Source organism: Pseudomonas sp. GW823-FHT02F05, from assembly GCF_058797315.1.
On the sequence record NZ_JBXAJM010000037.1, the window covers coordinates 1 to 24,873 of the forward strand.

Sequence of the window (24,873 nt, forward strand, 5' to 3'; positions counted from 1 at the left end):
GCTTGCCTGCGATAGCGATCTGTCAGTGAACGCATTCGTGACTGATACACCGCTATCGCAGGCAAGCCAGCTCCCACAGTTGAATCCTCAGTGTTTGTTTTGACTTCACTAGGCAGGTCAATCGTGATTGAGCTTTCGGATCAATTCACCCATCTGGTGCTCGCCCCCGCCCTCGGCGCCAGCCTCGTCAACTGGACGGTGCGCGCCACCGGGCAACCGCTGTTGCGGCACAGCGACGAGCACGCGATCAATACCGGGCTGCCGGGCAAGCTGGGCTGCTATCCATTAGCGCCCTGGTCCAACCGCATCGCCCACGGCGGCTTTGACAACCCCAGTGGCTGGCTGGCACTGGCACCCAATAGCCTCACTGACCCTTTTCCGATTCACGGTTCGGCCTGGCAGCAGGCATGGCAGGTGACAAGCCAGTCAGAACATGAAGTGGTGTTGGAGCTGCGCTGCGAAACGCCCTTCGCCTATCACGCCCGCCAGCGGTTTCGCTTGAACAACGGTGAGTTGAATATCCAATTGTGTGTAACTCACTTGGCCGAGCAACCCGCCTGGCATGGGCTGGGCTTGCATCCGTACTTGCCGCGCCGGCCGGGTACGCGGCTGCAGGCCAAGGCTAGGCAAGTGTGGATGAGTGATGCAGCCAAGCTGCCCACGAGGCTGGAACCTGTTACCGAAGCCTGGGATTTCCGGCAACTCAAAGGATTGCCAGAGGGGCTGGTGGACAACGGCTTTTGCGGCTGGGATGGGCACTGCGTGATCGAACAACCGGAGCTTGGCTACTGCCTCGAATGCCAGGCCAGCGGCGCCGATTACTTCCTGCTGTACTGCCCGCCGGGGTTGGAGTTTTTCTGCATCGAGCCGGTGAGCCATCCGGTGAATGCCCATCACCTGGCGGGCAAGCCTGGCCTGAAGCTGCTGGAGCAAGGCCAGTCAACCCACCTGGCATTCAACCTGAAATACACTCCAAATGCCTGAACTGTAGGAGCGAGCTTGCTCGCGAAAAACTCACAGGCGCCGCGTTCATTCAGAAAACACGCGTTATCGTTGACGTTTTTCGCGAGCAAGCTCGCTCCTACAGTCAGAGGATGCGTCAACGTCAGGGTGGGCTGTTTTTCAGGCGCCCTGCCGTATCGATACTCACCACCACCGACAACCCCGGCCGCAAGCGCTCACTCTCGGCTTGATCCGGATCCACGGTGATGCGCACGGGCACCCGCTGGGCGATCTTGACGAAGTTGCCGGTGGCGTTGTCCGCCTGCAACAGGCTGAACTCGGAACCGGTGGCCGGGGAAATATGCTGCACCGTGCCATGGAATTTGCGGTGGTTCAGCGCATCCACGGTGAACGTCACCGGCTGGCCGACCTGCACATTGTCCATCTGGGTTTCTTTCATATTGGCAATCACCCACAACTGCTTGGGCACCAGCGCCATCAGTTGCGCGCCGGAATTGACGTAGGCGCCGAGGCGCACGCCGATCTGCCCGAGCTGACCATCCCGTGGCGCCGTGATGCGTGTATTGGACAGGTCAATGCGCGCCAACTCCACCGCCGCCTCGGCACTCGCGACAGCTGCCTCCAGGGAGCCGCGGTTGACGATTACCGTCTGCAAATCCTGGCGGGCGATTTCCAGGCTGGCCTGGGCCTGGGCCACGGCAGCGATGGTCTGTGCGTTGGCCGCACGGGTCACGTCCAGTTCGCGTTTGGACACCGAACCGTCACTGATCAACTCTTCATTGCGGCGCAAATCCGCAGTGCTCTTGCGTGCCTGGGCCTGGCTGTCGACCAATGCGGCCTGGCGCAGCTTGATGGTCGCTTCGGCGCTGTTGCGTTGCTGCACCACGTTGGCCAACGAGGCCTTCTGCACCGCCAGTTGCGCCAGGGCCTGGTCGAGGCGTTGCTTGTAGATACGGTCATCCAGGCGCACCAGCAAGTCTCCGGTCTTGACGTACTGGAAGTCCTGCACCGGCACTTCGAACACATAGCCGCTGAGCTGCGGGCCGATAATCGTCACCTGCCCACGCACCAAAGCGTTCTCGGTGGTTTCCACCGCACTGCTGAACGGCGGCAGTTGCCAGGCGTACAGCACGATCAGCACACCGATGATGGCGATGGCGGCAAAGCCCAGGGACGAGACGATACGCACGCGCAAGGGCCGCAATTGGGTAGGCACCGCGCCCGGGGGCGTGCTGCCTTCCGGCGTGGCGGCGATGGCGGTCGTGGTGGTGGTTGAAGGTTCAGTCATGAAGTTGCGCCGCTGGGTTGAACAGGAGGAATTGCCTTGGTGGTGCTCATCAACCACAGGCTACGGGTGAAGATCCACAGCATGGTCAGGATCGCGACAATCGCGATCAGCATGAAGACATCGTTGTAAGCCATGACGTTCGCCTCGCGGGTGGCCGCCGTGGCCAGGCTGCGGATGCCCATGAGGTTGCGCAGTTCCGGGTCAGCGACGATCTTGCCATAGGCCGCCCCACCACTCTGCACCCGCGCCGCCACAAGCGGGTCAATCAGGGTCAGGTGCTCGACGATCATGCTCGAATGGTACTTCTCGCGCACGATCTGGAAAGTGCCCAGCAACGCCGCACCGATCAGGCCGCCGAGGTTCTGGCAGATCCCGAACATCACCGAGAAGCTCACCAGGTTGCGCGGGTTGGTCAGTACGTTTTTGGTGCCCAGCACCATGGTTGGCCCCAGGAAGAACGTACCGCCGAAGCCTAGCAGGAACTGGCTGATATAGAGGTTCTGCGGGCGGGTCAGGTTGCTGGAAAAACTGTCCATCACCGAACCGGTCGCCATCAGCGCCAGGGAAATGATCAGCGGCATCAGCAAATGCGCCGGGTTGATCGTCAGCGCGCTGACCACCAGCCCGGCAATCGCCCCGGCCAGCATCACCACGTACAGGGTGTGCATCTGCTGGTAGCTCATGTTCAACATCTGCATGAACCCCACCGCACCGGTGGATTGCTCGGACAGCACCATGCGAATCAGCACCACCGCCAACGCCAGGCGGATCATCACGCCGCTGCCCAGCCAGCGCGTCATCAGCATCGGGTTGCTGCGGTTATGCTCGATGGCGAGCCCCGCCATGATCAGCACCAGGGAACAGGCCGAGGCCACGCCGATCCACGGCGCTTCCAGCCACCAGTCAATACGCCCCAGGGACAGCACCGCACAGAGCAACGCCACGCCGCTGGCGAGGATGGCGAAGGTGAGGAAGTCGAGTTTTTCAAAGGTCTTGAAGCGATCGCCCGGCGGCAGCTTGAGCAGGAACACGCAGCCCAGGCAGATCAGCGCCAGGCCCAGTTCGAACAAATACAGCCCGCGCCATTCAGCGATTTGCAGCAAGTCTTCGGAGAACAGCCGCGCCAGGGGCAGCGCCAATTGTGCGGTACCCAGCCCCAACACCAAAGCTTTCAACCGCCACTTGGCCGGGAATGCCTGGATCATGTAGTACAAGCCCAACGAACTCAGCGCCGCACCCACCATGCCATGGGCGGCCCGTACCGCAATCGCCGAACTGAGGTCATTGACGAACAAGTGGCCGAAGGTCACCAGCGCGTAGAGCACCAGGAACACCTCGGTAAACGCGCGCAGGCCGAACTGCTGGCGAAACTTTACCAGCAGCAGGTTCATGCACACGTTGGTCATTACATAGGCGGCGGGCAGCCAGGCCATTTCCGCGGTGGTCGCGCCCAGGGCGCCTTGCAGGTATTGCAGGTTGGCGATGACCAGGGCGTTACCCAAGCCGCCGGTGATTGCCACCAGCACGCCGACCAGCGCGAAAAGCCAGCGCTTACGCGTAGGATGCAGCGGCGTCGACGGCGAGCCAGGCAGGCTCGGCCGCTCGTGGGGTTGCCAGGTGTGGGGGGTGTATTTATCCATTCGGTGACCTTGGTAAGCCGGGGTGCAAGGCCGGTGAATCCGTTACACAGAGGAACAGTAACCTGAGAGGCGTTCATGTTGCCATCTTGAGGACGCAATTGATCGTCAATGGGGCACAGTCAAATGGCGCCCACTGCCCGGCATCATTTGTCTTGCCCCTTCGCCCAGCGCTTGAACTCAGCGATCAGGGTCCGGCTTGATCGCTATATCAGGCACCGGCTTATAGAACGGTCCATAGTCCAGCAGTAGCTCCTCGCCTCTCTTGATGTCCTTGAGCGCCACATAGAACGTCAGGTTTTTCCCGACCGCGATGGACACGACATTGTTGGACATCCACGCAGGCCCCTCGCCCAGTTGCGAGGTATTGATCAGGCTCAGGGTGTTGCCAGTGTGCAGGCCGCTCACCGTCCGGGTACCCGAGCGCGTACCGAACAGGTAAGTCATTACAGCCCGGGAACCTTGCTTGCGCTGCTCCTCGAACAGTGACGCTTCGTCTGCATGGTATTTGCCTGCATAAGGGCCAAGCACTTCATATTGGGGGATATCGCGCCGCGCCCATACCGAAGCGCCGCGAGCCGGCCCCCCATCGTCCAACGGCGTGACCACCTCCAGGGCATCGTCAAATCGGGTCTGATGCTGGCCTTCGGTGCGCAGCCAGTCTTTGATCGACGCCTTGATCTGTGCTGAAACCCTCGCCTTAGTCGGGCTATCAAGCCCATCGAGCACGCCATTCCAGTGGGAGATGCGGATGTCATCGATCGGGCCTTCGAGTGATTGGGTCAAGCTGATTCTGGGGTTCACCGGGTCCTGCAGAATCGGCAGCGTGTTGTCGATCTGATGACGAGGCAATGTCGGGAAATCGCTGGGTTCAACCTTGATCACCACGGGCGGGACTGTCGAAGCGGGGGCTGGGGCCTCCAGGCCTTGCGTTGTGCCGGCACCGACCTTTGATGGTGGCGGGTCCAAGGGCTCTGATGCGGGGCGTTTTCGTGGGGTATCCGTAACCGATTGCCCAGGAACGGGGCGCGGCCCAGTGCCTTGCTGTAACCGTCCCAGACGTTGCGAGGCGTTCGCTGTAAACGAGCCGTCCGCTCTCACGTACTTACTCCAGAGGTCTGGACTAAGCCTGTGCTGTTGCACAAACTGCGCCTGCGTGACGGAGTTGTCTGCGCTCTCGGCAAGCGCTTGCCACTGGCGCAAAAGGTCACCGGTAATCCTGCGATAGGCGCCATCGGTTACATTCTTCATCAGGGCTTCGCCGGCCGCCGACAGGCCACCATCAGGACGGACATACGCTCTGAACGAATGCACACTCAGGTTATGCTGAACGGCGAACCCCTCCATGGTCATGGTCTCACGCGCCTGCTGCGTCAGCTTTTGCCACCTATCGATATGCGTTTCGGTCACCCTGCCCGCCGCCATGTTGGCAGAGCGGTCGCGCACCGTCACACCGGCAGGGCTCAGTTTGCCGTCAGGCTGCACGTAATACTCAAAGGTTCTCGGGGATAGATGTTTCTGGCGAGCAAAGCCCCTGCGTGTAAGGCTTCGTTGCTGCGCGGGCGGCAACGCCTCCCACTCGCGCAAATGCCCAGCCGTGATCAACTCCATGCGCGCCCTGGGAACATGGGTGATCGGGCCCAGTGCGGCGCGCTCAAGGCGTTCGCTGGCGGTCTTTTTCAAGGAACCATCAGCGTTGACCCAGTCTCTCCAAGTGGCTGGATGGAGCCCGTTCTCGCTTGTGAACTGCGCTTGCGTGATCGCATTATTCGGGTCCTCGAAATAGGCTTTCCACTGGCGAAGGTGGTCGTCGGTAATCTTGTTAGGGGCAATACCGACCACCCTGTCCATCAGTTCTCTACCGACCGGCCCCAATGTACCGTCTCGCCGCACATGGGTTTTGAACGAGCCTGGATTAACGTGATAAAGCTCGGCAAACCCCTCGAGCGTCATTTCGTCACGCTCCGTCTGTGGCATGTCTTGCCAATCACGGATATGGGTTTCAGTCACGGTATAAAATGGCGTATTGGGTGCACGGTCGCGCACCGCCACGCCGATAGCGGTCAACTGACCATCTGGTTTTACATAGCGATTGAACACTTTCGGGTGCAGATGTTGCTGCCGGGCGAAGCCTGCGGGGGTAAGGCTTTGCTGCTGCTCCAATGATAACGCCTGCCAAGCGCGCAAATGATCGGCCATGGGGGTCTGGGCCTGAACAGCGGACGCCCGTGCGGCGCTTTGCAGTGCGCGTTCCAGACGCTGCGCGCCCGCCCCCTTCAACGAGCCGTCCGCGTTGACGTACTGCGCCCAGCTACGTTGGCTGAGCCCGTGCTGGCTCACGAACTGCGCTGACGTCAATGAGTTGCCTGGTTGCCTGAAAAGCTCATCCCACTGGCGTAAATGATCATCGGTAATCTGGTTACTTTTGGTGGGAACAGAGGAGTTGATCAGCGTTTCCCCGCGGGTCATCAGGGTACCGTCCTTGCGCGCATACGTTTTGAACGTACCCGGCCGAAGGTTATGAAGAACAGCAAACCCCTCCTGGGTCATTTCGTCACGCTGCGCCTGGGTCATGTTTTTCCACTCACGCACATGCGTTTCGGTCACCTTTGCGGTGAATGCGTTGGCAGGGCGATCACGCACGAGCACGCCGCTATCGGTTAACTGACCGTCTGGCTTTACGAAAAACTCAAAGGTTTTCTGTGTGAGTTTATTCTGCTTGGCAAAGCCCTTTCGGGTCAGCCTTATCTGCTCCTGCGGCGACAAGGCCTCCCAGGCCTTCAAGTGCTCAGCAGTGATCTGCCCGCCGCCGGGTGCCCCCAGGCGTTGCCATTCGTCGCCCTGTACATGCTGAACCAACAACTCGGTTTGCCGGTTGTTGTGATAAACCCGGGCCTGCACGGTGCCGTCTTCCGTGCGAGACACCTGGCGCACCTCATACACCGCTGTGTCACCGTTGCTGTCGGTATGGCGTATGTGCGAGGAGTGCCCATCGGCTGCCACATATACGCCCTGGCTGTTGCGTGTGAGCCCTGCGATTTTGGATTCAGGCACTTTGAAGTGCCCGAACAGCTCATGGCTCAACTCACTTGGCCCATCGAAGCTTGCAGTGTCCACCTCACCGTCGACAGCCTGGGTTGCGGCCTTGAACTCATCGAGCGGGCCGCCATAAGGCCGCATCGCGTCGGCATCGAATGCATACCACTTGCCACCCTTGAGCACCGCGGCCCCCTCCACCGTCTGGCCTGCCACCTTCACGGTGCCGGTTGCGGCGGCCTCGTACTGTTTGCTGATCGCCTTCAACACGTCATAACTGCCGGTGGCGCCCCTGAGCTTGTTGACGGCCTTGACGCCTTTGGACAATACATAGAGACCAGCGCTACCCACCAACCTGGGCAAATCGCCCACCCCGCCGACGGGGTTGAGTACGTCAATGGCCGCCACGCCGATGACCTTGACCGCCCGCAATGCCTTGGCCCCGGCAGACAACGCAGAACGGCCGACCTTGAGCAACTTTCTTGCGGTGGCGGTGCCGGCGGTAAGAAAACCGAATACATCCAGCAAGAGGTCAAAAGCACCCGCGCCATACTGCCCGTTCTGAAAATTGACAATGGCGGACCTGAACGGGATCAGGTTCAACAAAAACTCGCTCAGCTGTGCGTTCGCCTTGTCCAAGGCGGTTTGCCCACGGGCCTGCTGTTTGATAGCGGGATCGTCGAGGTCCAAGTGTTCGACAAACGCCGTGGCAATCCCATGGGATCGAGCGCTGGTAAAGCTATCCCAAGGCGCGTTATTCAGCGGTCGCTCACGTCCCAGATCATCGGCTTTATGGCTGGGCGTGAATACTTTGGTCGTCGAAACCTTGTTGCCATCCCTGTCTTCCTTAACCTTTGTACTGTAAAGGCTCGTCTTTTCAATCGTGCCTTTATTGAAGTCGATGACGTAGGCGTGCGACGTGCCTTGCAGCTCGGTTTTGACCAGCAGCCCCGGTTCATTTTGAGCATACGTATTATTGAAATGCCCATCCATGACGTATGAGCCTTCCTGGAAAAAACTGACCTTTCCAAACTCGAAATGCTTGCGATCCTGTAAGGGCAGTTGCGAGATCATGTGCCTGACCGTTGTATTGACGGCGGCCTTTTTTTCCTCCATTGCACGGCTGAACTGCCGTTCGAATTCTGCCGGCACGCCAAATTGCCGATTGGCGTTCAAACTCGTTAGTACCCTTTGCAGGTCGTTACCCTTGAGTGAGCTGCTGGGTTCGTGCGCCTTGAAAGGCCGGGACTCCAGCCAGTCGTCCATGGCGACATCCAAGAGTGAAATACCTCCCCCTTCAATCTTCACGTAGTGCTGATCGACAGCAAATACTTTCGCCTCGAAAAACGCGCCAAGGTCGCCAAATCGCTCCTTGAGCTTGGTCAGGGCGATCTCTTTTCGCGTGGGCAATGCCTTATCCAGTGCATGGGAGGCAGTGAGCCGGGTGTCCAGCTGGGCGTTGAATGCGGCCCTTGCCGATTCAAGTTGCGCGGGTGGATAGTCGCCATTCTGTCTTTTTGTAAGAACGCCACTGGCCACGGCCCAGTCCAGCAATGCCACCGTCTCTGCCGCTTGGGTAACTCCTGGGTCAACCCGCCGTGCTTCTTGCGCCTCGCTCATGACCTGGGCAAACGTCATGCCGGGGACTTTGCCCGGCGTCTGCGCCTCAATCGTCATCGCAGCAATCGCCAGGCTGGCCCATGCCTGGCTGCCGACTTTCACCGTCGCAGGAATGTCTTTGATCAGAAACTGCGGCGCCGACTTGGCCAGCAACAGGTACGCGCCGACACTTGCCAGTGCAGCGCTGGTTTTGCCAGTACGACTCAAATGTTCGGCCAAGCCAGCCACTACCGTGGCTGCGTGGTGTCCCCCATGCGTGTCACCGCCCAGATCAAACCCGGCGACGCTGTTGCAATCGGGTGCGGTGATCGACTCAGGGTCCATCTGCAGTGCGATAGCGGCCAGTAGGTAATCGCTCGCGCTGCTTTCGCTGTCAATGCCCTGCATTGTTTGCTGCAGCGCGTTGCCCATCCGTTGCCCTTGCGGGGAATTGACCAGCGCTTCGAGTATTTTGGCCGGGTCGCTCCCCACTTCCGCCGGCAGCGGCTGGCGATACCGCAGAAACTCCAGTACGCCACCCTTGGTTTGCATCACCAGCGGTTGGTCGCCCAAAGGGTGTGCGTAATTCATCGTCGTAAGGCGCAAGCGCCGCTGCTCGTCTGCACTCAAGGGATTTGGCCAGGATAATGCTCCGCCCAAATGGCCCAGTGAGAAGACAGGACTGTTGGGCAATGGCAAATTCTGGCTGGGACGCTGGGGCGTCAACGACGGTTCAAGGTCATCGGCCACAAGCGGTGGCCGTTTTTCAGCTGCTGCCAAGGGAAGCGAAAAATGCGTATGTGCTGCGGTAATTGTCATAAAGCGCCTGTGCATAGTCGAAGAATCATCCAGGCAAAAGCGCGTTTCGGCGCTTGCGGCCGTTCACTGAGTGTCAGCGCTCAATGAGGAGGTTCCTGACCAAGTACAAGATTTCGTGACAGCGCACAGGTACAGCGTCAGAGCAACGCGCTGGCTAGCATCCCAATCGCCACCAACCCACACAGGCTGGCGAACCCCACTTGCAACACCCGCGCGGGGATCACCGAACACAACCGCCTTCCCGCCAACATGCCGACGACGCTCGCACCAATAAACACCCAGCCCACCGGCTCGATGCTCACGCCTGCATGAAACGCACCGGCCACGCCGATCAGCGACAGCAGGCTGACCACCATTAACGACGTGGCGACGATCCCGCGCATCTGCACGTCGGTCAGTTGCTTGAACGCCGGCACGATCAGGAAGCCGCCGCCCACGCCCAGCAAACCTGAAACGGCGCCGGTCACCGCTCCCAACGCCGCCAGGGTGGCGCTGCATTTGGCGGTCCAGGCCAGGCGACCGGTCTGCTGGTTGAGCATGCAGTTTTTCTGGCCCCACGACGCCGCACCATGGTCACTCGGCCCGGCCTCGCGCTTTTCCCGTTGCAGCATGCGCCAGGCCACCAGCACCATCAGCGCACTGAACAGCCCCATTAGCACCGGTTCCGACAGTTGGTGGGCGACAAACACGCCCAACGGCGAAAACAGCGCGCCGAGCAAGGCGATCAGTAACGCCGCACGGTAACGCACCAAGCCATGACGCAAGCCATCAATGGCACCAACCGCTGCCGCTGCGCCCACCGCCAGCAACGACACCGGCGCGGCCTGGGTCATGGTCAAGCCCAGCCCCAGCACCAGCGCCGGCACCCCAAGGATGCCGCCGCCCGCGCCAGTCAGGCCCATGACCAGGCCCATCAATACACCCAACACACTGGCCAGCAGCATTCAGTCCACCTTGCTCAGACGGGTCAGCCACTCGCGGCCCTTGAGCATGCCATTCCAGTAGAACCACGGCAGCAGCGTGGCCTTGAGGAACCACATCGAACGGCGTGCCTGCGTGGGATCAAGGGGAAAGGTCGGCAGCAACTTGCCGCCATAGCCGAACTCGGCCAGCACCACCTTGCCCTTCTCCACCGTCAGTGGGCAGGAACCATAGCCGTCATATTTGAGCGGCAAAGGTGCCTGCTTGCGCAGGGCCAGCAGGTTTTCGGCCACCACCACAATTTGCTTGCGCACCGCTGCCGCTGTCTTGGCGTTGGTGGTGCCGCACACATCGCCCAGGCCGAAGATATGCGGGTAGCGCAGGTGTTGCAGGCTATGGGGGTTCACTTCGCACCAGCCGGCGGCGTCGGCCAGCGGGCTCTGGCGGATAAAGTCCGGGGATAACTGCGGCGGTACGACGTGGAGCATGTCGAAGGTTTTCTCTTCGACCGTCGCGTTGCCTTCGGCGTCTTTGACTTCAAACCAGGCTTTGCGCGCCGGGCCGTCGACTTTCACCAGGTTGGAGTTGAACGCCAGGCGAGCGTTGTATTTTTCGACGTACTTCATCAGCGGCGGCACAAAGGTTGGCACACCGAACAACGCCGCACCGGCCAGGTTGAACTCGACGTCGATGTGTTTGAGGTCGCCCTGCTTGAGCCAGTGGTCGCAGGACAGGTACATGGCTTTTTGCGGCGCGCCGGCACATTTGATCGGCATCGCCGGCTGGGTGAACAACGCCTTGCCACCCTTGAGCTGCTGCACCAACTGCCAGGTGTACGCGGCATGCTCGTAGCTGTAGTTGGACGTGACACCGTGCTGGCCGAGGGTGTCCTGCAGGCCTTCGATTTTTTCCCAGGCCAGGCGCAGGCCAGGGCAGACGATAAGGTTCCTCCAGGTGACGCGCTGGCCGCTGTCGAGCACCAGGGTGTTTTCATCGGGCAACAGTTCGCTGACGGCGGCCTGCACCCAGCTGACGCCATTGGGCAGCACGTCGGCCAGGGGCCGGCGGGTCTTGTGCAGGTCGTAAGCGCCGCCGCCGACGAGGGTCCAGGCCGGTTGGTAGCAGTGGTAGTCGTTAGGTTCGATGAGGGTGATGTTCAGCTGCGGGTCGCGCTTGAGCAGGCTGGCCAGCAGGCCGATGCCTGCCGAGCCGCCGCCGATGACTACGATATCGCCACTGATGGTGGGTCCCCAGTGTTGTTCGGTCATTGTCTACTGCCTTTTTGAGTCAATGCACACAAGGGTCGCTGCCGGATGGCGTCACGCCCAGCTTTTTATGACCGCGCCGCAATACAGCCCGGACAGGGTTTTCATCACTTGAATCACTTCGTGGCTGGCCAACCCGTAGAAAATGTATTTGCCTTCCCGACGGGTGGCGACCAGCCCTTCATCGCGCAGGATGCCCAACTGTTGTGACAGGGTGGGCTGGCGTACGCCGGTCAGGGCTTCCAGCTCGCCGACGTTGCGCTCGCCCTGGGTCAACTGGCACAGGATCAACAAGCGATCTTCGTTGGCCAGGGCCTTGAGCAAGGCACAGGCCTTGGACGCCGATGCACGCAACTGGGCGACCTCGCCCTCACTCAACGTAGATTCCATTTGCCTCGGGTCCTTTAAGTCACTTAAGCTCAAAACATTATGTGTAAACGTAAACTGATTGTAACCACTTTTTTCTTCAGCAGAGACAGCCGCCATGCCAGCGTTGATTCAAGCCTTTCTGGATGACGCATCGTCGACCTACACCTATATCGTCTATGAAGCCGATGGCGGCCCCTGCGCCATCGTCGACTCGGTGCTCAATTACGACCCGGCTTCGGGGCGCACCGATACCGCACAAGCCGACAAGGTGATTGCCTTTGTGCGCGAGCATGGCCTGCACGTGCAGTGGCTGCTGGAAACTCACGCCCATGCCGACCACCTGTCCGCCGCGCCCTACCTGCGCCGCACCCTTGGCGGCAAGATCGCGATAGGCGAGTCGATCAGCAAGGTGCAGGGCGTGTTCAAGAACCTGTTCAACCTCGAGCCGGAATTTCGCGTGGACGGCTCGCAGTTCGATCACCTGTTTGCGCCGGATGAGATCTTCCATATCGGCAACTTGAAGGCCCAGGCGTTGCATGTGCCCGGACACACCCCCGCCGACATGGCCTATTTGATCGACGGCCGCTTGATTCTGGTGGGCGACACCCTGTTCATGCCCGACGTCGGCACCGCGCGCTGCGACTTCCCCGGCGGCGATGCGCGGCAGTTGTACGCATCGATGCGCAAGCTGTTGGCGTTCCCTTCGGACACCAAGTTGTACGTGTGTCATGACTACCCGCCCGAGGGTCGGGAGGCCAAGTGCCAGACCACCGTGGCGGAACAGCGGGCGGGCAATATCCATGTACATGACGGCGTGGATGAAGCGGCGTTTGTCCAGATGCGCACCCAGCGCGATGCTGGATTGGGCATGCCAACGTTGTTGCTGCCGGCGATCCAGGTAAATGTGCGAGCGGGAAATATGCCGCCGGCAGAAGAGAACGGCGTGACGTACCTGAAAATCCCCCTCAACCAACTTTAGAAGCACCGATCCCCTGTGGGAGCTGGCTTGCCTGCGATAGCCATAGGTATCTACACAACTTTTTAGGCTGTCGCAGCAAACGGTAACCACGATGCGAAGCGAGCCGCTCTTGATCTTGATCTGCTGTTGATCTTAGGCGCCCCGTTAAACCACGATGGCCGGAATTCGACAGGGATTTGGGGGGTAAACCGGCAGGGATGCCGGTTTAGCCGCCCCGCGCCATGGATGGCGCGTGGCGGCGGCCCCCCAAATCACTGGCGGATTACGGGCACACCGAGCCTGGGCGAGGTGCCGAGTGGTGGGGCAAGAGCCCTTTTGGTTACTTTTGGGGCTCTTTTCCAAAAGTGACCCGCTGTAAAAGCGGAACCCTAGGTGGCCGTTACCGCAGGAATGGATATGTACACAATCCAACTGGGTCGCCTGCCAGGCCGCCTTCGCGAGCAAGCCCGCTCCCACAGTTGGATTGCGGGGGTGCCAGGTAGATATGTGTCGCCTGGGAGGCCGTCATCGCAGGCAAGCCAGCTCCCACATTTGGACTGCGGGGGTGTCAGGTAGATTGGCGTCGGCTGTCAGGCCGCCATCACAGGCAAGCCAGCTCCCACATTTGGACTGCGGGGGGTGTCAGGTAGGTCGGCGTCGGCTGGCAGGCCGTCATCACAGGCAAGCCCCACATTTTGTGCTGTGTTGAATCAGGAGCCGAGGCTGATACCGTTGGCCGGTAATGGCAGTGCGGTTTTGTAGCGCACTTGCTTCAAGGCAAAGCTGGAGCGAATGTTCGCCACCCCCGGCACCTTGGTCAGAAAGTCCATCATGAAACGCTCCAGCGACTGGATCGTCGGCACCAACACGCGGATCAAATAGTCCGGGTCGCCGGCCATCAGGTAGCACTCCATCACCTCAGGCCGATCCGAGATCGCCCCTTCGAATTGCTGCAGCGCCAGCTCGTTCTGTTTTTCCAGGCTCACGTGGATGAACACATTGACGTGCAGCCCCAGCAGATCAGCATCCAGCAGCGTAACCTGCTCACGAATCAGCCCCAGTTCTTCCATCGCCTTGACCCGGTTGAAACACGGCGTGGGCGACAGGTTGACCGAGCGGGCCAGGTCGGCATTGGTGATCCGGGCATTCTCCTGCAGGGCGTTGAGAATGCCGATATCGGTACGGTCCAGTTTGCGCATGAGACAAAATCACCTGTTTATTATGTTTATGCAGTTTTTTTATCCGCAAATGGCCGGCGACGCAATGAAACAGAGATAAATATTCTTCTACGCCACGCCTATGATTGTTGTAGGACAAGATTTCTTCTACCCGAAGACTGACTGTCAGCTAGCGCGCCCACTACAAGAAATTCACAAGATAGAGCGTAGAAAGCCATGACCCAGCCGTATGCACCGCTGCGCCTGCACGTTCCCGAACCCTCGGGCCGCCCAGGCTGCAAGACCGACTTCACCTACCTGCGTTTGACCGACGCCGGCCTGGTACGCAAACCCGCCATCGACGTAGAACCGGCCGACACCGCCGACCTGGCCAAGGGCCTGATCCGCGTGCTCGACGATCAGGGCCAGGCCCTGGGCCCGTGGGCCGAAGGCGTCTCCACCGAGATCATGCGCAAAGGCATGCGCGCCATGCTCAAGACGCGCATTTTCGACAACCGTATGGTGGTCGCCCAGCGTCAGAAAAAAATGTCGTTCTACATGCAAAGCCTTGGCGAAGAAGCCATCGGCAGCGCCCAGGCCCTGGCCTTGAACATCGACGACATGTGCTTCCCCACCTATCGCCAGCAAAGCATCCTGATGGCCCGCGAGGTGCCGCTGGTGGACCTGATCTGCCAACTGCTGTCCAACGAGCGCGACCCGCTCAAGGGCCGCCAATTGCCGATCATGTATTCGGTCAAGGAGGCGGGCTTCTTCACTATTTCCGGCAACCTTGCCACCCAATTCGTGCAGGGCGTGGGTTGGGGCATGGCCTCGGCGATCAAGGGCGATACCAAGATCGCCTCGGCCTGGATCGGCGACGGCGCCACTGCTGAATCGGACTTCCACACCGCCCTCACCTTCGCCCACGTGTACCGCGCGCCAGTGATCCTCAACGTGGTCAACAACCAGTGGGCGATTTCCACCTTCCAGGCCATCGCTGGCGGTGAAGCCACCACCTTCGCCGGACGCGGCGTCGGGTGCGGCATCGCTTCCCTGCGCGTGGACGGCAATGACTTTATCGCCGTGTACGCCGCCTCGGCCTGGGCCGCCGAACGTGCGCGCCGTAACCTGGGGCCCACCCTGATCGAGTGGGTCACCTACCGCGCCGGCCCGCATTCCACCTCCGATGACCCATCCAAGTACCGTCCCGCCGACGACTGGAGCCACTTCCCCCTGGGCGACCCGATTGCCCGCCTCAAGCAGCACTTGATCAAGATTGGCCAGTGGTCCGAAGAGGAACACGCGGCGGTCAGTGCAGAACTTGAAGCCGAAGTGGTCAAGGCGCAGAAGGAAGCCGAACAGTACGGCACCCTGGCCGGTGGCCAGATTCCAAGCGCCGCGACCATGTTCGAGGATGTCTATAAAGAGATGCCGGAGCACTTGAAGCGCCAGCGTCAAGAGCTGGGGGTGTGACATGAACGACCACAACAACAGTATCGAACTGGAAACCGCCATGACCACCACCACCATGACCATGATCCAGGCCCTGCGCTCGGCCATGGATGTGATGCTTGAGCGTGACGACAACGTGGTGGTGTTCGGCCAGGACGTCGGTTACTTCGGCGGCGTGTTCCGTTGCACCGAAGGCTTGCAGACCAAGTACGGCAGCTCGCGGGTGTTTGACGCCCCCATCTCGGAAAGCGGCATCGTCGGCGTGGCCGTGGGCATGGGCGCTTACGGCCTGCGCCCGGTAGCGGAAATCCAGTTCGCCGACTACGTCTACCCCGCCACCGACCAGATCATTTCCGAAGCGGCACGCCTGCGTTATCGCTCGGCCGGCCAGTTCACTGCGCCCTTGACCATGCGCATGCCCTGCGGCGGCGGCATCTATGGCGGCCAGACCCACAGCCAGAGTATCGAAGCGGTGTTCACCCAGGTCTGCGGCCTGCGCACGGTGATGCCGTCCAATCCCTATGACGCCAAGGGCCTGCTGATCGCCTCCATCGAAAACGATGACCCGGTGATCTTCCTGGAGCCCAAGCGCCTGTACAACGGCCCGTTCGACGGTCACCACGACCGCCCGGTAACGCCGTGGTCCAAACACCCCCAAGCCCAGGTGCCGGACGGTTACTACACCGTGCCCCTGGACGTAGCCGCCATCGTGCGCCCAGGCTCGGCCGTGACCGTGCTGACCTATGGCACCACCGTGTATGTGTCGCAAGTCGCCGCTGAAGAAACCGGCATCGACGCCGAGGTCATTGACCTGCGCAGCCTGTGGCCGCTGGACCTGGAGACCATCGTCAAGTCGGTGAAAAAGACCGGCCGTTGCGTGGTGGTGCATGAGGCCACGCGCACCTGCGGCTTTGGTGCCGAGTTGGTCTCGCTGGTGCAAGAGCATTGCTTCCACCACCTGGAAGCGCCGATCGAACGCGTCACTGGTTGGGACACTCCCTACCCGCACGCGCAGGAGTGGGCGTATTTCCCAGGGCCGTCCCGAGTGGGCGCGGCGTTGAAACGGGTCATGGAGGTCTGAATGGGCACGCACGTTATCAAGATGCCGGACATTGGCGAAGGCATCGCGGAAGTTGAATTATCGGTATGGCATGTAAAGGTCGGCGACCTGGTGGTTGAAGACCAGGTGCTGGCGGATGTGATGACCGACAAGGCGATGGTGGATATTCCCTCGCCGGTCCACGGCAAGGTGATTTCCCTCGGCGGCGAGCCGGGTGAGGTCATGGCAGTGGGCAGCATTTTGATCAGCATTGAAGTGGAAGGCGCAGGCAATACCAAGGATATGCCGGAGGTTGCCGAGCCGGCGAAGGCCGCGCCACCTTTGGCCGAAGCCAAACCGGTACAGGCGCCGGTAGAAAGCAAGCCCGCTGCAGTAGTGAAAGCGCCGCAAGCGCCCGTGGCCCGTGAAGCCAGCGAACGCCCGTTGGCCTCGCCTGCCGTGCGCAAACACGCGCTGGATGCCGGGATTCAACTGCGCCTGGTCCAGGGCACAGGGCCTGCGGGCCGGATTCTGCATGAAGACCTGGAGGCTTACTTGCGCCAGGGCCCGACAACGGGCGCCAGCGCCGCCAACCCGTATGCCGAGCGCACTGACGAACACCAGATCCCGGTGATCGGCATGCGCCGCAAGATCGCCCAGCGCATGCAGGACGCCACCCGCCGCGCCGCGCATTTCAGCTACGTGGAAGAGATCGACGTCACCGCCCTCGACGAGTTGCGCGTGCACCTCAACGAGAAGCACGGTGCGACACGCGGCAAGCTGACCCTGCTGCCGTTTATCGTGCGGGCCATGGTGGTAGCCTTGCGCGACTTCCCGCAGATCAATGCGCGTTACGACGACGAAGCCCAGGTCATCACTCGCCTTGGTGCCGTGCACGTGGGCGTCGCCACCCAGAGCGACGTGGGCCTGATGGTGCCGGTGGTGCGCCACGCCGAAGCCCGCAGCCTGTGGGGCACTGCCGAAGAAATCGCGCGTTTGGCCAATGCCGCACGCACAGGCAAGGCCAGCCGTGAAGAGCTGTCCGGTTCGACCATTACCCTGACCAGCCTTGGCGCCCTGGGCGGCATCGTCAGTACGCCAGTGCTGAACCTGCCGGAAGTGGCCATCGTCGGCGTCAACCGTATCGTTGAGCGGCCGATGGTGATCAAGGGCCAGATCGTGGTGCGCAAGATGATGAACCTCTCCAGCTCTTTCGATCACCGCGTGGTCGATGGCATGGACGCGGCGCAATTCATCCAGGCCATTCGCGGCCTGCTCGAACAACCCGCCAGCCTGTTCCTGGAGTAAGGGCATGACTCAGACATTGCACACCACGCTGCTGATTATCGGCGGCGGCCCCGGCGGTTATGTCGCGGCGATTCGCGCAGGCCAACTGGGCATCCCCACCATTCTGGTGGAAGGCCAGGCGCTGGGCGGCACCTGCCTGAACATTGGCTGCATTCCCTCCAAGGCGCTGATACATGTGGCCGAGCAGTTCCAGCAAACCGTGCACCATAGCCAGGGCTCGCAGTTGGGCATTGAGGTGGATGTACCGACTTTGGACATCCGCAAGAGCGTGGAATGGAAAGACGGCATCGTTGACCGCCTGACCACCGGCGTCGCCGCACTGCTGAAAAAACACAAGGTGCAGGTGATCCATGGCTGGGCCAAAGTCATCGACGGCAAGACCGTCGAGGTGGGCGAGCAACGCATCCAGTGCGAACACCTGCTGTTGGCCACCGGCTCGACAAGCGTCAACCTGCCGATGCTGCCGATTGGCGGCCCGATTATCTCGTCCACCGAAGCCCTGGCACCGACCCATGTACCCAAACGTTTGATCGTGGTGGGCGGTGGTTATATCGGCCTGGAACTGGGGATTGCCTACCGCAAGCTTGGTGCCGACGTCAGCGTGGTCGAGGCCCAGGCGCACATCCTGCCGGCCTACGACGCCGAGCTGACCCTGCCGGTGGCTGAATCCCTGAAGAAACTCGGCGTGAAGCTGTACCTGGAACACAGCGTCACCGGCTTTGCCGACAACAAGCTGCAAGTACGTGCACCCAATGGCGACACCCTGGCGCTGGACACCGACCAGGTGCTGGTCGCCGTGGGGCGCAAACCCAACACCCAAGGCTGGAACCTCGAAGCGCTGAACCTGGACATGAACGGCGCGGCGATCAAGATCGACAGCCGCTGCCAGACCAGCATGCGCAACGTGTACGCCATTGGCGACCTCAGTGGCGAGCCGATGCTGGCGCACCGGGCCATGGCCCAGGGCGAAATGGTTGCCGAACTGATCAGCGGCAAGGCCCGCGAATTCAACCCGGCGGCAATTCCGGCGGTGTGCTTTACCGACCCGGAACTGGTGGTGGTCGGCAAGACCCCGGACGAGGCCAAGGCGGCTGGCTTGGATTGCATTGTGTCGAGCTTCCCGTTCGCCGCCAATGGCCGGGCCATGACGCTGGAGTCCAAGGCCGGCTTCGTGCGGGTGGTGGCGCGGCGTGACAATCACTTGATTGTTGGCTGGCAAGCGGTGGGGGCTGGGGTTTCGGAACTCTCCACTGCGTTTGGCCTGAGCCTGGAAATGGGCGCGCGCCTGGAGGATGTGGCCGGGACCATCCATGCCCATCCGACCCTGGGTGAAGCGGTGCAGGAAGCCGCGCTGCGGGCATTGGGGCACGCGTTGCACCTGTAAAGCCGTGGCGAGGCCATCGCGGGCAAGCCCGGCTCCCACATTGGAATACGTTCCAAGTGTGGGAGCTGGCTTGCCTGCGATAGCGGTGGATCAGCCAATGCAGAGTTGAATGGTCCACCGCCCTGCTCCCACACCGGCCAAGAATGCAGTATTGTTGCGCCATCCAGAAAAAAATCCGACTTGACCAGAGATAGAGGGTGTCATGGGTAACGAGAGCATCAATTGGGACAAGCTGGGTTTTGACTACATCAAGACCGACAAGCGGTTTCTCCAGGTCTGGAAGAACGGCGAATGGCAAGCTGGCACCCTGACCGACGACAATGTGCTGCACATCAGCGAGGGCTCCACTGCCCTGCATTATGGCCAGCAATGCTTCGAGGGTCTGAAGGCCTACCGTTGCAAGGACGGTTCGATCAACCTGTTCCGCCCGGACCAGAACGCCGCCCGCATGCAGCGCAGCTGTGGCCGCCTGCTGATGCCACAAGTGCCGACCGACGCGTTCATCGACGCCTGCAAACAAGTGGTCAAGGCCAACGAGCGCTTCATCCCGCCGTACGGCAGTGGCGGCGCGCTGTACCTGCGCCCGTTCGTGATCGGCACTGGTGACAACATCGGCGTGCGTACCGCGCCGGAATTCATCTTCTCGGTGTTCTGCATCCCGGTCGGTGCCTACTTCAAGGGCGGCCTGGTGCCGCACAACTTCCAGATCTCCGGCTACGACCGCGCCGCGCCGCAAGGCACCGGTGCCGCCAAGGTTGGTGGCAACTACGCCGCCAGCCTGATGCCGGGTTCGGAAGCGAAGAAATCCGGCTTCGCCGACGCGATCTACCTGGACCCGATGACCCACTCGAAAATCGAAGAAGTCGGCTCCGCCAACTTCTTCGGGATCACCCACGACAACCAGTTCATCACGCCGAAGTCGCCTTCGGTATTGCCAGGCATCACACGCCTGTCGCTGATCGAACTGGCGCAGACCCGCCTGGGCCTGGAAGTGGTTGAAGGCGAAGTGTTCATCGACAAGCTGGACCAATTCAAGGAAGCCGGCGCCTGCGGTACCGCTGCGGTGATCTCGCCTATCGGCGGCATCCAGTACAACGGCAAGCTGCACGTGTTCCACAGCGAGACCGAAGTCGGCCCGATTACCCAGAAGCTTTACAAAGAGCTGACCGGTGTGCAGACCGGTGACGTGGAAGCGCCAGCGGGTTGGATCGTCAAGGTCTGACAGCCACAAAAACCAGCGACACCACAAAACCCTGTGGGAGCTGGCTGGTTGATCGTTCCCACGCTCCGCTTGATCGTTCCCACGCTCCGCGTGGGAATGCAATGAATCCCCTGACGCTCCGCGTCACCTGTTGTCCGGCGGGACGCGGAGTATCCCAGGCGGCATTCCCACGCAGCGTGGGAACGATCAAAGGCCTATCGCTATCGCAGGCAAGCCAGCTCCCACACTGGTTTCTGCACCTTCATGAGCGTGGCGTAATATTCTCGGCAATCTTCTTGCCCATACTGATCCTCGGCTCCACCCCATACCCCAACGCCTCATAAAACCCCACCACCACGTCATTGCCGCCGGTGATCTGCAGGTTGATTTTCATGCAACCCAGCGCAGTCAACGCCTGTTCGGCATAGCGCACCAGCGACGACCCCAGGCCATGGCGCCGATAGTCGGTATGCACCGCCACCGAATACAACCAGCCACGATGCCCGTCATAGCCGGCGAGGATGGTACCGATCACGGCTTTGTTGTCGGTGGCAACGAAGAACAACCCGTCATTGACCGCCAGTTTCTTATCAATCGCCAGGCTCGGCAGGTTATGCGCGGTGTCATAGCCAAACGCCTGCTGCCATAACTCAATCACCTGGGCACGGTGTTGACGGTCGCGATACGGCCCGATGGGGTGGCGGGACAACAGCGCCTTTTCCATCACCAACGTGCGCTCGTTGCCGTGGTACACGTCACGCACGTTGTGAAAACCCAGCTTGGCGTAGAAGGCTTGCGCCGTCAGCGAGGACGGCACGCTCAGCACCGTCACGCCGGCTTCACGGGCGCGCAGCTCGATCTCGATCATCAACAATCGGCCAATGCCCTGCCCTTGCAGCGCCGGGTTGACGAACACCGAGCGCACCACGTTGCCGTCCAGTGCGGCCGTAGCAACGATCAGTTGATCCTGAGTCGCCACCAACACCACACGCCGCTGGAGTAACGCCATTACCGCGTCGGGGGTGAAGTTGCTGGCAACCCGCGCAATCACATCTGCTGGGTAATCACGTGCGTTGCTGCTGTGCAGCGCAGCCAGGATGACCTGGCTGATGCCCTCGGCATCTGAAGGTTGGGCAAGGCGAACAGCAGTAGACATGGTTCCTCCTGGCTGACACAACGATAACAATCACCACAATACCAATGTGGGAGCTGGCTTGCCTGCTCCCACAGGTTGATCGTATTTCAATCTGGCAGCCGATTCGGCTGCCCCACCCCCGTTTTCAGCTTTCTTGGCTGAGCCACCCCGCTGTTTCAGCCGGGATCCTTTCCCCGCAACGCACACAATAGCGGCACAAGATCCCCAACGGACCCGTGCCCCCATGCAAACCACCAACACCGTCCTGATGATCCGCCCGGCGCGCTTTGCCTTCAACCCGGATACCGCGATCAACAACCGTTTCCAACGCCCGCCGCTGGACCCGCTCAGTGCACAGCACAAAGCGCTGGAGGAGTTCGACGGTTATGTCGACACCCTGCGCCAGCATGGCGTGGAGGTGCTGGTGGTGCAGGACACGCCGGCGCCTCATACGCCCGACTCGATCTTCCCCAACAACTGGTGGAGCAGCCATGCCGACGGCAGCCTGGTGCTCTACCCCATGGAAGGCCAGAACCGCCGACTGGAGCGCAACAAGGGCGTGCTGCAAGTACTGGAGCAACGCTTTGCGATCAACACCACCATCGACCTCAGCCACCTGGAACAACAGAACATCTTCCTGGAAGGCACCGGCAGCATGGTGCTCGACCGCCAGCACCGCATCAGCTACGCGTGCCATTCGGGGCGCACCCACCACGCGGCCCTGCGCCAGTTTGCCGAACGCCTCGACTACCAACTCTGTGTGTTCCACGCCCTGGACCGTCACCAGGCCCCCATCTACCACAGCAACGTGATGATGAGCGTTGGCCGCGACCTCGCGGTGGTGTGCCTGCAGGCCCTGCCCGACGACAGCGAGCGCCTGGCCCTGGAACGCTCCCTGCGTGACACCGGCAAGGACATCCTCAGCCTGGACTTCGACCAGTTGGAAGCCTTCGCCGGCAACATGCTGGAGGTCCACGACCGGGACGGCCAGCCATTGCTGGTGATGTCCGCCAGTGCCTGGGGCGCCCTGCATCCGGCGCAGCGTCAGCATGTGGAACGCCATACGCGGCCGGTGGTGGTGAATATCGACAACATCGAACGCATCGGCGGCGGCAGTGCCCGCTGCATGCTGGCCGAAGTGCATCTGCCGGCCCGTCCCTCATTTCAATAAGGAGTCCTGCCATGACCCGTTATATCGACGTCAACGACCTCAGCTACCTGGTATCGCAAAAAGGCCTGCAAACCTGTATCACCGAGATGGCCGACTACATTCGCGCCGACTACCTGCGCTGGCAGGATTTCGAAAAGTGCGCGCGCCTGGCCAACCACTCACCGGATGGCGTGATCGAGCTGATGCCGGTGTCCGACGCTTCGCTGTACGCCTTCAAGTACGTCAACGGCCACCCGAAAAACACCCTGGCCGGCATGCTCACCGTGATGGCGTTCGGCGCCTTGGGCGACGTCGACACCGGCAAACCGGTGCTGCTGGCGGAGATGACCCTGACCACTGCGATCCGCACCGCTGCCACCTCGGCCCTGGTCGCCCGCTCCCTGGCCCGCGCCAACAGCCGCAGCATGGCGCTGATCGGCAACGGCTGCCAAAGCGAATTCCAGGCTCTGGCCTTCCACGCCATGCTTGGCATTACTGAAATCCGCCTGTTCGACATCGACCCCCAGGCCACCGCCAAGCTCGCCGCCAACCTCAAGGCGTTCCCGGCGATCAAGGTGATCCTGGCCGCCAGCGTCGCCGAGGCAGTCAAAGGCGCGGACATTGTCACCACCGTGACTGCAGACAAGGCCTACGCCACCATCCTGACTGACGAGATGATCGAGCCAGGCATGCACCTCAATGCCGTGGGCGGTGACTGCCCGGGCAAGACCGAGCTGGACCGCCGTATCGTCGAGCGCGCCAGGGTGATCGTCGAGTACGAACCGCAAAGCCGCATCGAAGGCGAAATCCAGCACATGCCGGAAGATTCGCCGGTCACCGAGCTGTGGCAAGTGATCAACGGCCAACAGCCGGGCCGCGAGAATGAACGCCAGATCACCCTGTTCGACTCGGTGGGTTTTGCTATCGAAGACTACTCGGCCCTGCGCTATGTACTGGACGTGGCCAAGGCCCTGGATGTGGGCAGCGAGCTGGAGCTGGTGCCAGACCTGGCCGACCCGAAAGACCTGTTTGCACGCCTGGCCCAGCAACCTGTGGTACAGCATAAAAAGCGCGCCTGAAACCGCTCTGGCTTGCCGCTTTGCGCCCAGGGCAGGCCAGATTCGGGTGGGTTGAAAGCCGATTTTGCCGGTGTCACAGCCGATTCCGCTGCATTGCCTGTTTTAACAGCGCAATTTGCGCTTTGCGCAGGGGGTAAACGACACAAAAAACGCACCATCATGAAGCATTCTCTGCTCCCAGTTATTCACTGCCCCTGACATCAATTACAAAATATAGGGACCAACACATGACTCCTCTGCGATCACTCTTCGCTGCGTTGCTGTTGCCACTGTGCGCCACTGCTGCCCACGCCCAGGACTGGAAAGAAATCCGGTTTGGCGTGTTCCCCGAATACCCGCCCTTCGAATCCGTCGCCGCCGACGGCAGCCTGCAAGGTTTCGATATCGAACTGGGCAACGCCATCTGCGCCAAGCTCGAAGTGAAATGCACCTGGGTGCACAACGAATTCGACGGCATGATCCCGGCCCTGCGTGCGCGCAAGTTCGACGCGATCATGTCCTCCATGGCCGTGACCCCGGCCCGCGAGAAAGTCATCGACTTCACCGACCGCCTGTTCCTCAGCCCCACCTCGGTGATCACCCGCAAAAACGCCACCTTCGGTGACACCCCCGAGTCGCTGAACGGCAAGCAGGTTGGCGTGCTGCAAGGCTCGTTGCAGGAAGCCTATGCCCGCGCGCACCTGGCCAAGCTCGGTGCACAGATCAAGGCGTACCAGTCCCAGGAACAGAACTACGCCGACCTGCAAAACGGCCGCCTCGACGCCACCCTGACGGACAAACTCGAAGCCCAGCTCAACTTCCTGTCCAAGCCCGAAGGCGCCGACTTCAAGACCGGCCCGGCCTTCAAGGACCCGACCCTGCCTCTGGACATCGCCATGGGCCTGCGCAAGAACGACCAGGCGTTGCGTGAGCTGATCAACAAGGGCATCGCCGCCGTCCAGGCCGATGGCACCTACGCCCAGATCCAGAAGAAATACTTCGGCGATCAGGACATCTACAACGAGTAACCGGCAACCGTGCCCCTGTGGGAGCGGGCGTGGGGGGGGGGGGGGGGGGGGGGGGGGGGGGGGGGGGGGGGGGGGGGGGGGGGGGGGGGGGGGGGGGGGGGGGGGG

At 61.3% G+C, this 24,873-nt stretch carries 18 protein-coding genes; 10 read left to right on the plus strand and 8 right to left on the minus strand.

The window, feature by feature from the left end:
* The first annotated feature begins 123 nt into the window (after positions 1-123).
* Positions 124-984, plus strand: coding sequence for an aldose 1-epimerase (locus tag AC1RAC_RS27525; RefSeq protein WP_492617151.1), 861 nt, complete (start codon positions 124-126; stop codon positions 982-984).
* 121 nt (positions 985-1,105) lie between these two features.
* Here AC1RAC_RS27525 and AC1RAC_RS27530 read toward each other — a convergent pair whose 3' ends face one another.
* The 6 genes from AC1RAC_RS27530 to AC1RAC_RS27555 all read right to left on the minus strand — a co-directional run bounded on the left by AC1RAC_RS27530 (position 1,106) and on the right by AC1RAC_RS27555 (position 11,918).
* Entirely contained in the window at positions 1,106-2,251 is a 1,146-nt protein-coding gene (locus AC1RAC_RS27530; RefSeq protein ID WP_072446131.1) for an HlyD family secretion protein, read from the minus strand.
* Positions 2,248-3,891: an MFS transporter gene (locus AC1RAC_RS27535; RefSeq protein ID WP_259038753.1), complete on the minus strand. Its 1,644-nt coding sequence runs from the start codon at positions 3,889-3,891 to the stop codon at positions 2,248-2,250. The genes AC1RAC_RS27530 and AC1RAC_RS27535 overlap by 4 nt, the downstream gene beginning before the upstream one ends.
* A 177-nt stretch (positions 3,892-4,068) precedes the next feature.
* Positions 4,069-9,342, minus strand: coding sequence for an SET domain-containing protein-lysine N-methyltransferase (locus AC1RAC_RS27540; protein WP_492617152.1), 5,274 nt, complete (start codon positions 9,340-9,342; stop codon positions 4,069-4,071).
* A gap of 137 nt (positions 9,343-9,479) precedes the next feature.
* The gene (locus AC1RAC_RS27545; protein WP_054917402.1) at positions 9,480-10,286 is read right to left on the minus strand and encodes a sulfite exporter TauE/SafE family protein; all 807 of its coding nucleotides are present in this window, start codon (positions 10,284-10,286) and stop codon (positions 9,480-9,482) included.
* Positions 10,287-11,531: an NAD(P)/FAD-dependent oxidoreductase gene (locus tag AC1RAC_RS27550; RefSeq protein ID WP_197901420.1), complete on the minus strand. Its 1,245-nt coding sequence runs from the start codon at positions 11,529-11,531 to the stop codon at positions 10,287-10,289.
* 51 nt (positions 11,532-11,582) lie between these two features.
* Positions 11,583-11,918, minus strand: coding sequence for an ArsR/SmtB family transcription factor (locus AC1RAC_RS27555; RefSeq protein WP_003174875.1), 336 nt, complete (start codon positions 11,916-11,918; stop codon positions 11,583-11,585).
* 94 nt (positions 11,919-12,012) lie between these two features.
* Here AC1RAC_RS27555 and AC1RAC_RS27560 point away from each other — a divergent pair, with 94 nt between their 5' ends.
* Complete coding sequence (locus AC1RAC_RS27560) at positions 12,013-12,876, plus strand: MBL fold metallo-hydrolase (protein WP_072446136.1); 864 nt, start codon at positions 12,013-12,015, stop codon at positions 12,874-12,876.
* Between the two features lie 689 nt (positions 12,877-13,565).
* Here AC1RAC_RS27560 and bkdR read toward each other — a convergent pair.
* A complete protein-coding gene (gene bkdR, locus AC1RAC_RS27565) occupies positions 13,566-14,054 on the minus strand; it encodes a Bkd operon transcriptional regulator BkdR (RefSeq protein ID WP_003174877.1) in 489 nt (162 codons plus the stop codon).
* Between the two features lie 195 nt (positions 14,055-14,249).
* Between bkdR and AC1RAC_RS27570 the strand changes: the two genes are divergently transcribed.
* From AC1RAC_RS27570 to AC1RAC_RS27590, 5 genes are all read left to right on the plus strand, one after another.
* A complete protein-coding gene (locus AC1RAC_RS27570; RefSeq protein ID WP_054898243.1) occupies positions 14,250-15,485 on the plus strand; it encodes a 3-methyl-2-oxobutanoate dehydrogenase (2-methylpropanoyl-transferring) subunit alpha in 1,236 nt (411 codons plus the stop codon).
* 1 nt (position 15,486) lies between these two features.
* Positions 15,487-16,545, plus strand: coding sequence for an alpha-ketoacid dehydrogenase subunit beta (locus AC1RAC_RS27575; protein WP_005789444.1), 1,059 nt, complete (start codon positions 15,487-15,489; stop codon positions 16,543-16,545).
* Positions 16,546-17,811: a dihydrolipoamide acetyltransferase family protein gene (locus AC1RAC_RS27580; protein ID WP_236456211.1), complete on the plus strand. Its 1,266-nt coding sequence runs from the start codon at positions 16,546-16,548 to the stop codon at positions 17,809-17,811.
* A gap of 4 nt (positions 17,812-17,815) precedes the next feature.
* Positions 17,816-19,195: a dihydrolipoyl dehydrogenase gene (gene lpdA / locus AC1RAC_RS27585; protein WP_034127973.1), complete on the plus strand. Its 1,380-nt coding sequence runs from the start codon at positions 17,816-17,818 to the stop codon at positions 19,193-19,195.
* A gap of 202 nt (positions 19,196-19,397) precedes the next feature.
* Positions 19,398-20,417: a branched-chain amino acid aminotransferase gene (locus AC1RAC_RS27590; RefSeq protein ID WP_003192309.1), complete on the plus strand. Its 1,020-nt coding sequence runs from the start codon at positions 19,398-19,400 to the stop codon at positions 20,415-20,417.
* A 241-nt stretch (positions 20,418-20,658) separates the two neighbouring features.
* On the opposite strand, the gene AC1RAC_RS27595 is transcribed toward AC1RAC_RS27590, so the two are convergent.
* Positions 20,659-21,552 carry a GNAT family acetyltransferase gene (locus tag AC1RAC_RS27595; RefSeq protein ID WP_072446150.1) on the minus strand — a complete coding sequence of 298 codons (894 nt, stop codon included), beginning with the start codon at positions 21,550-21,552 and terminating at the stop codon, positions 20,659-20,661.
* 223 nt (positions 21,553-21,775) lie between these two features.
* Between AC1RAC_RS27595 and ctlX the strand changes: the two genes are divergently transcribed.
* The 3 genes from ctlX (at position 21,776) to AC1RAC_RS27610 (ending at position 24,767) form a co-directional block, all read left to right on the plus strand.
* Positions 21,776-22,702: a citrulline utilization hydrolase CtlX gene (ctlX, locus tag AC1RAC_RS27600; RefSeq protein ID WP_057974965.1), complete on the plus strand. Its 927-nt coding sequence runs from the start codon at positions 21,776-21,778 to the stop codon at positions 22,700-22,702.
* Positions 22,703-22,713: 11 nt separating this feature from the next.
* Complete coding sequence (ocd, locus tag AC1RAC_RS27605; RefSeq protein ID WP_072446153.1) at positions 22,714-23,760, plus strand: ornithine cyclodeaminase; 1,047 nt, start codon at positions 22,714-22,716, stop codon at positions 23,758-23,760.
* A 227-nt stretch (positions 23,761-23,987) separates the two neighbouring features.
* Positions 23,988-24,767 (plus strand): ABC transporter substrate-binding protein, encoded by a 780-nt coding sequence (locus AC1RAC_RS27610; protein WP_032896457.1) that lies wholly within the window; start codon positions 23,988-23,990, stop codon positions 24,765-24,767.
* Positions 24,768-24,873: the final 106 nt, after the last annotated feature.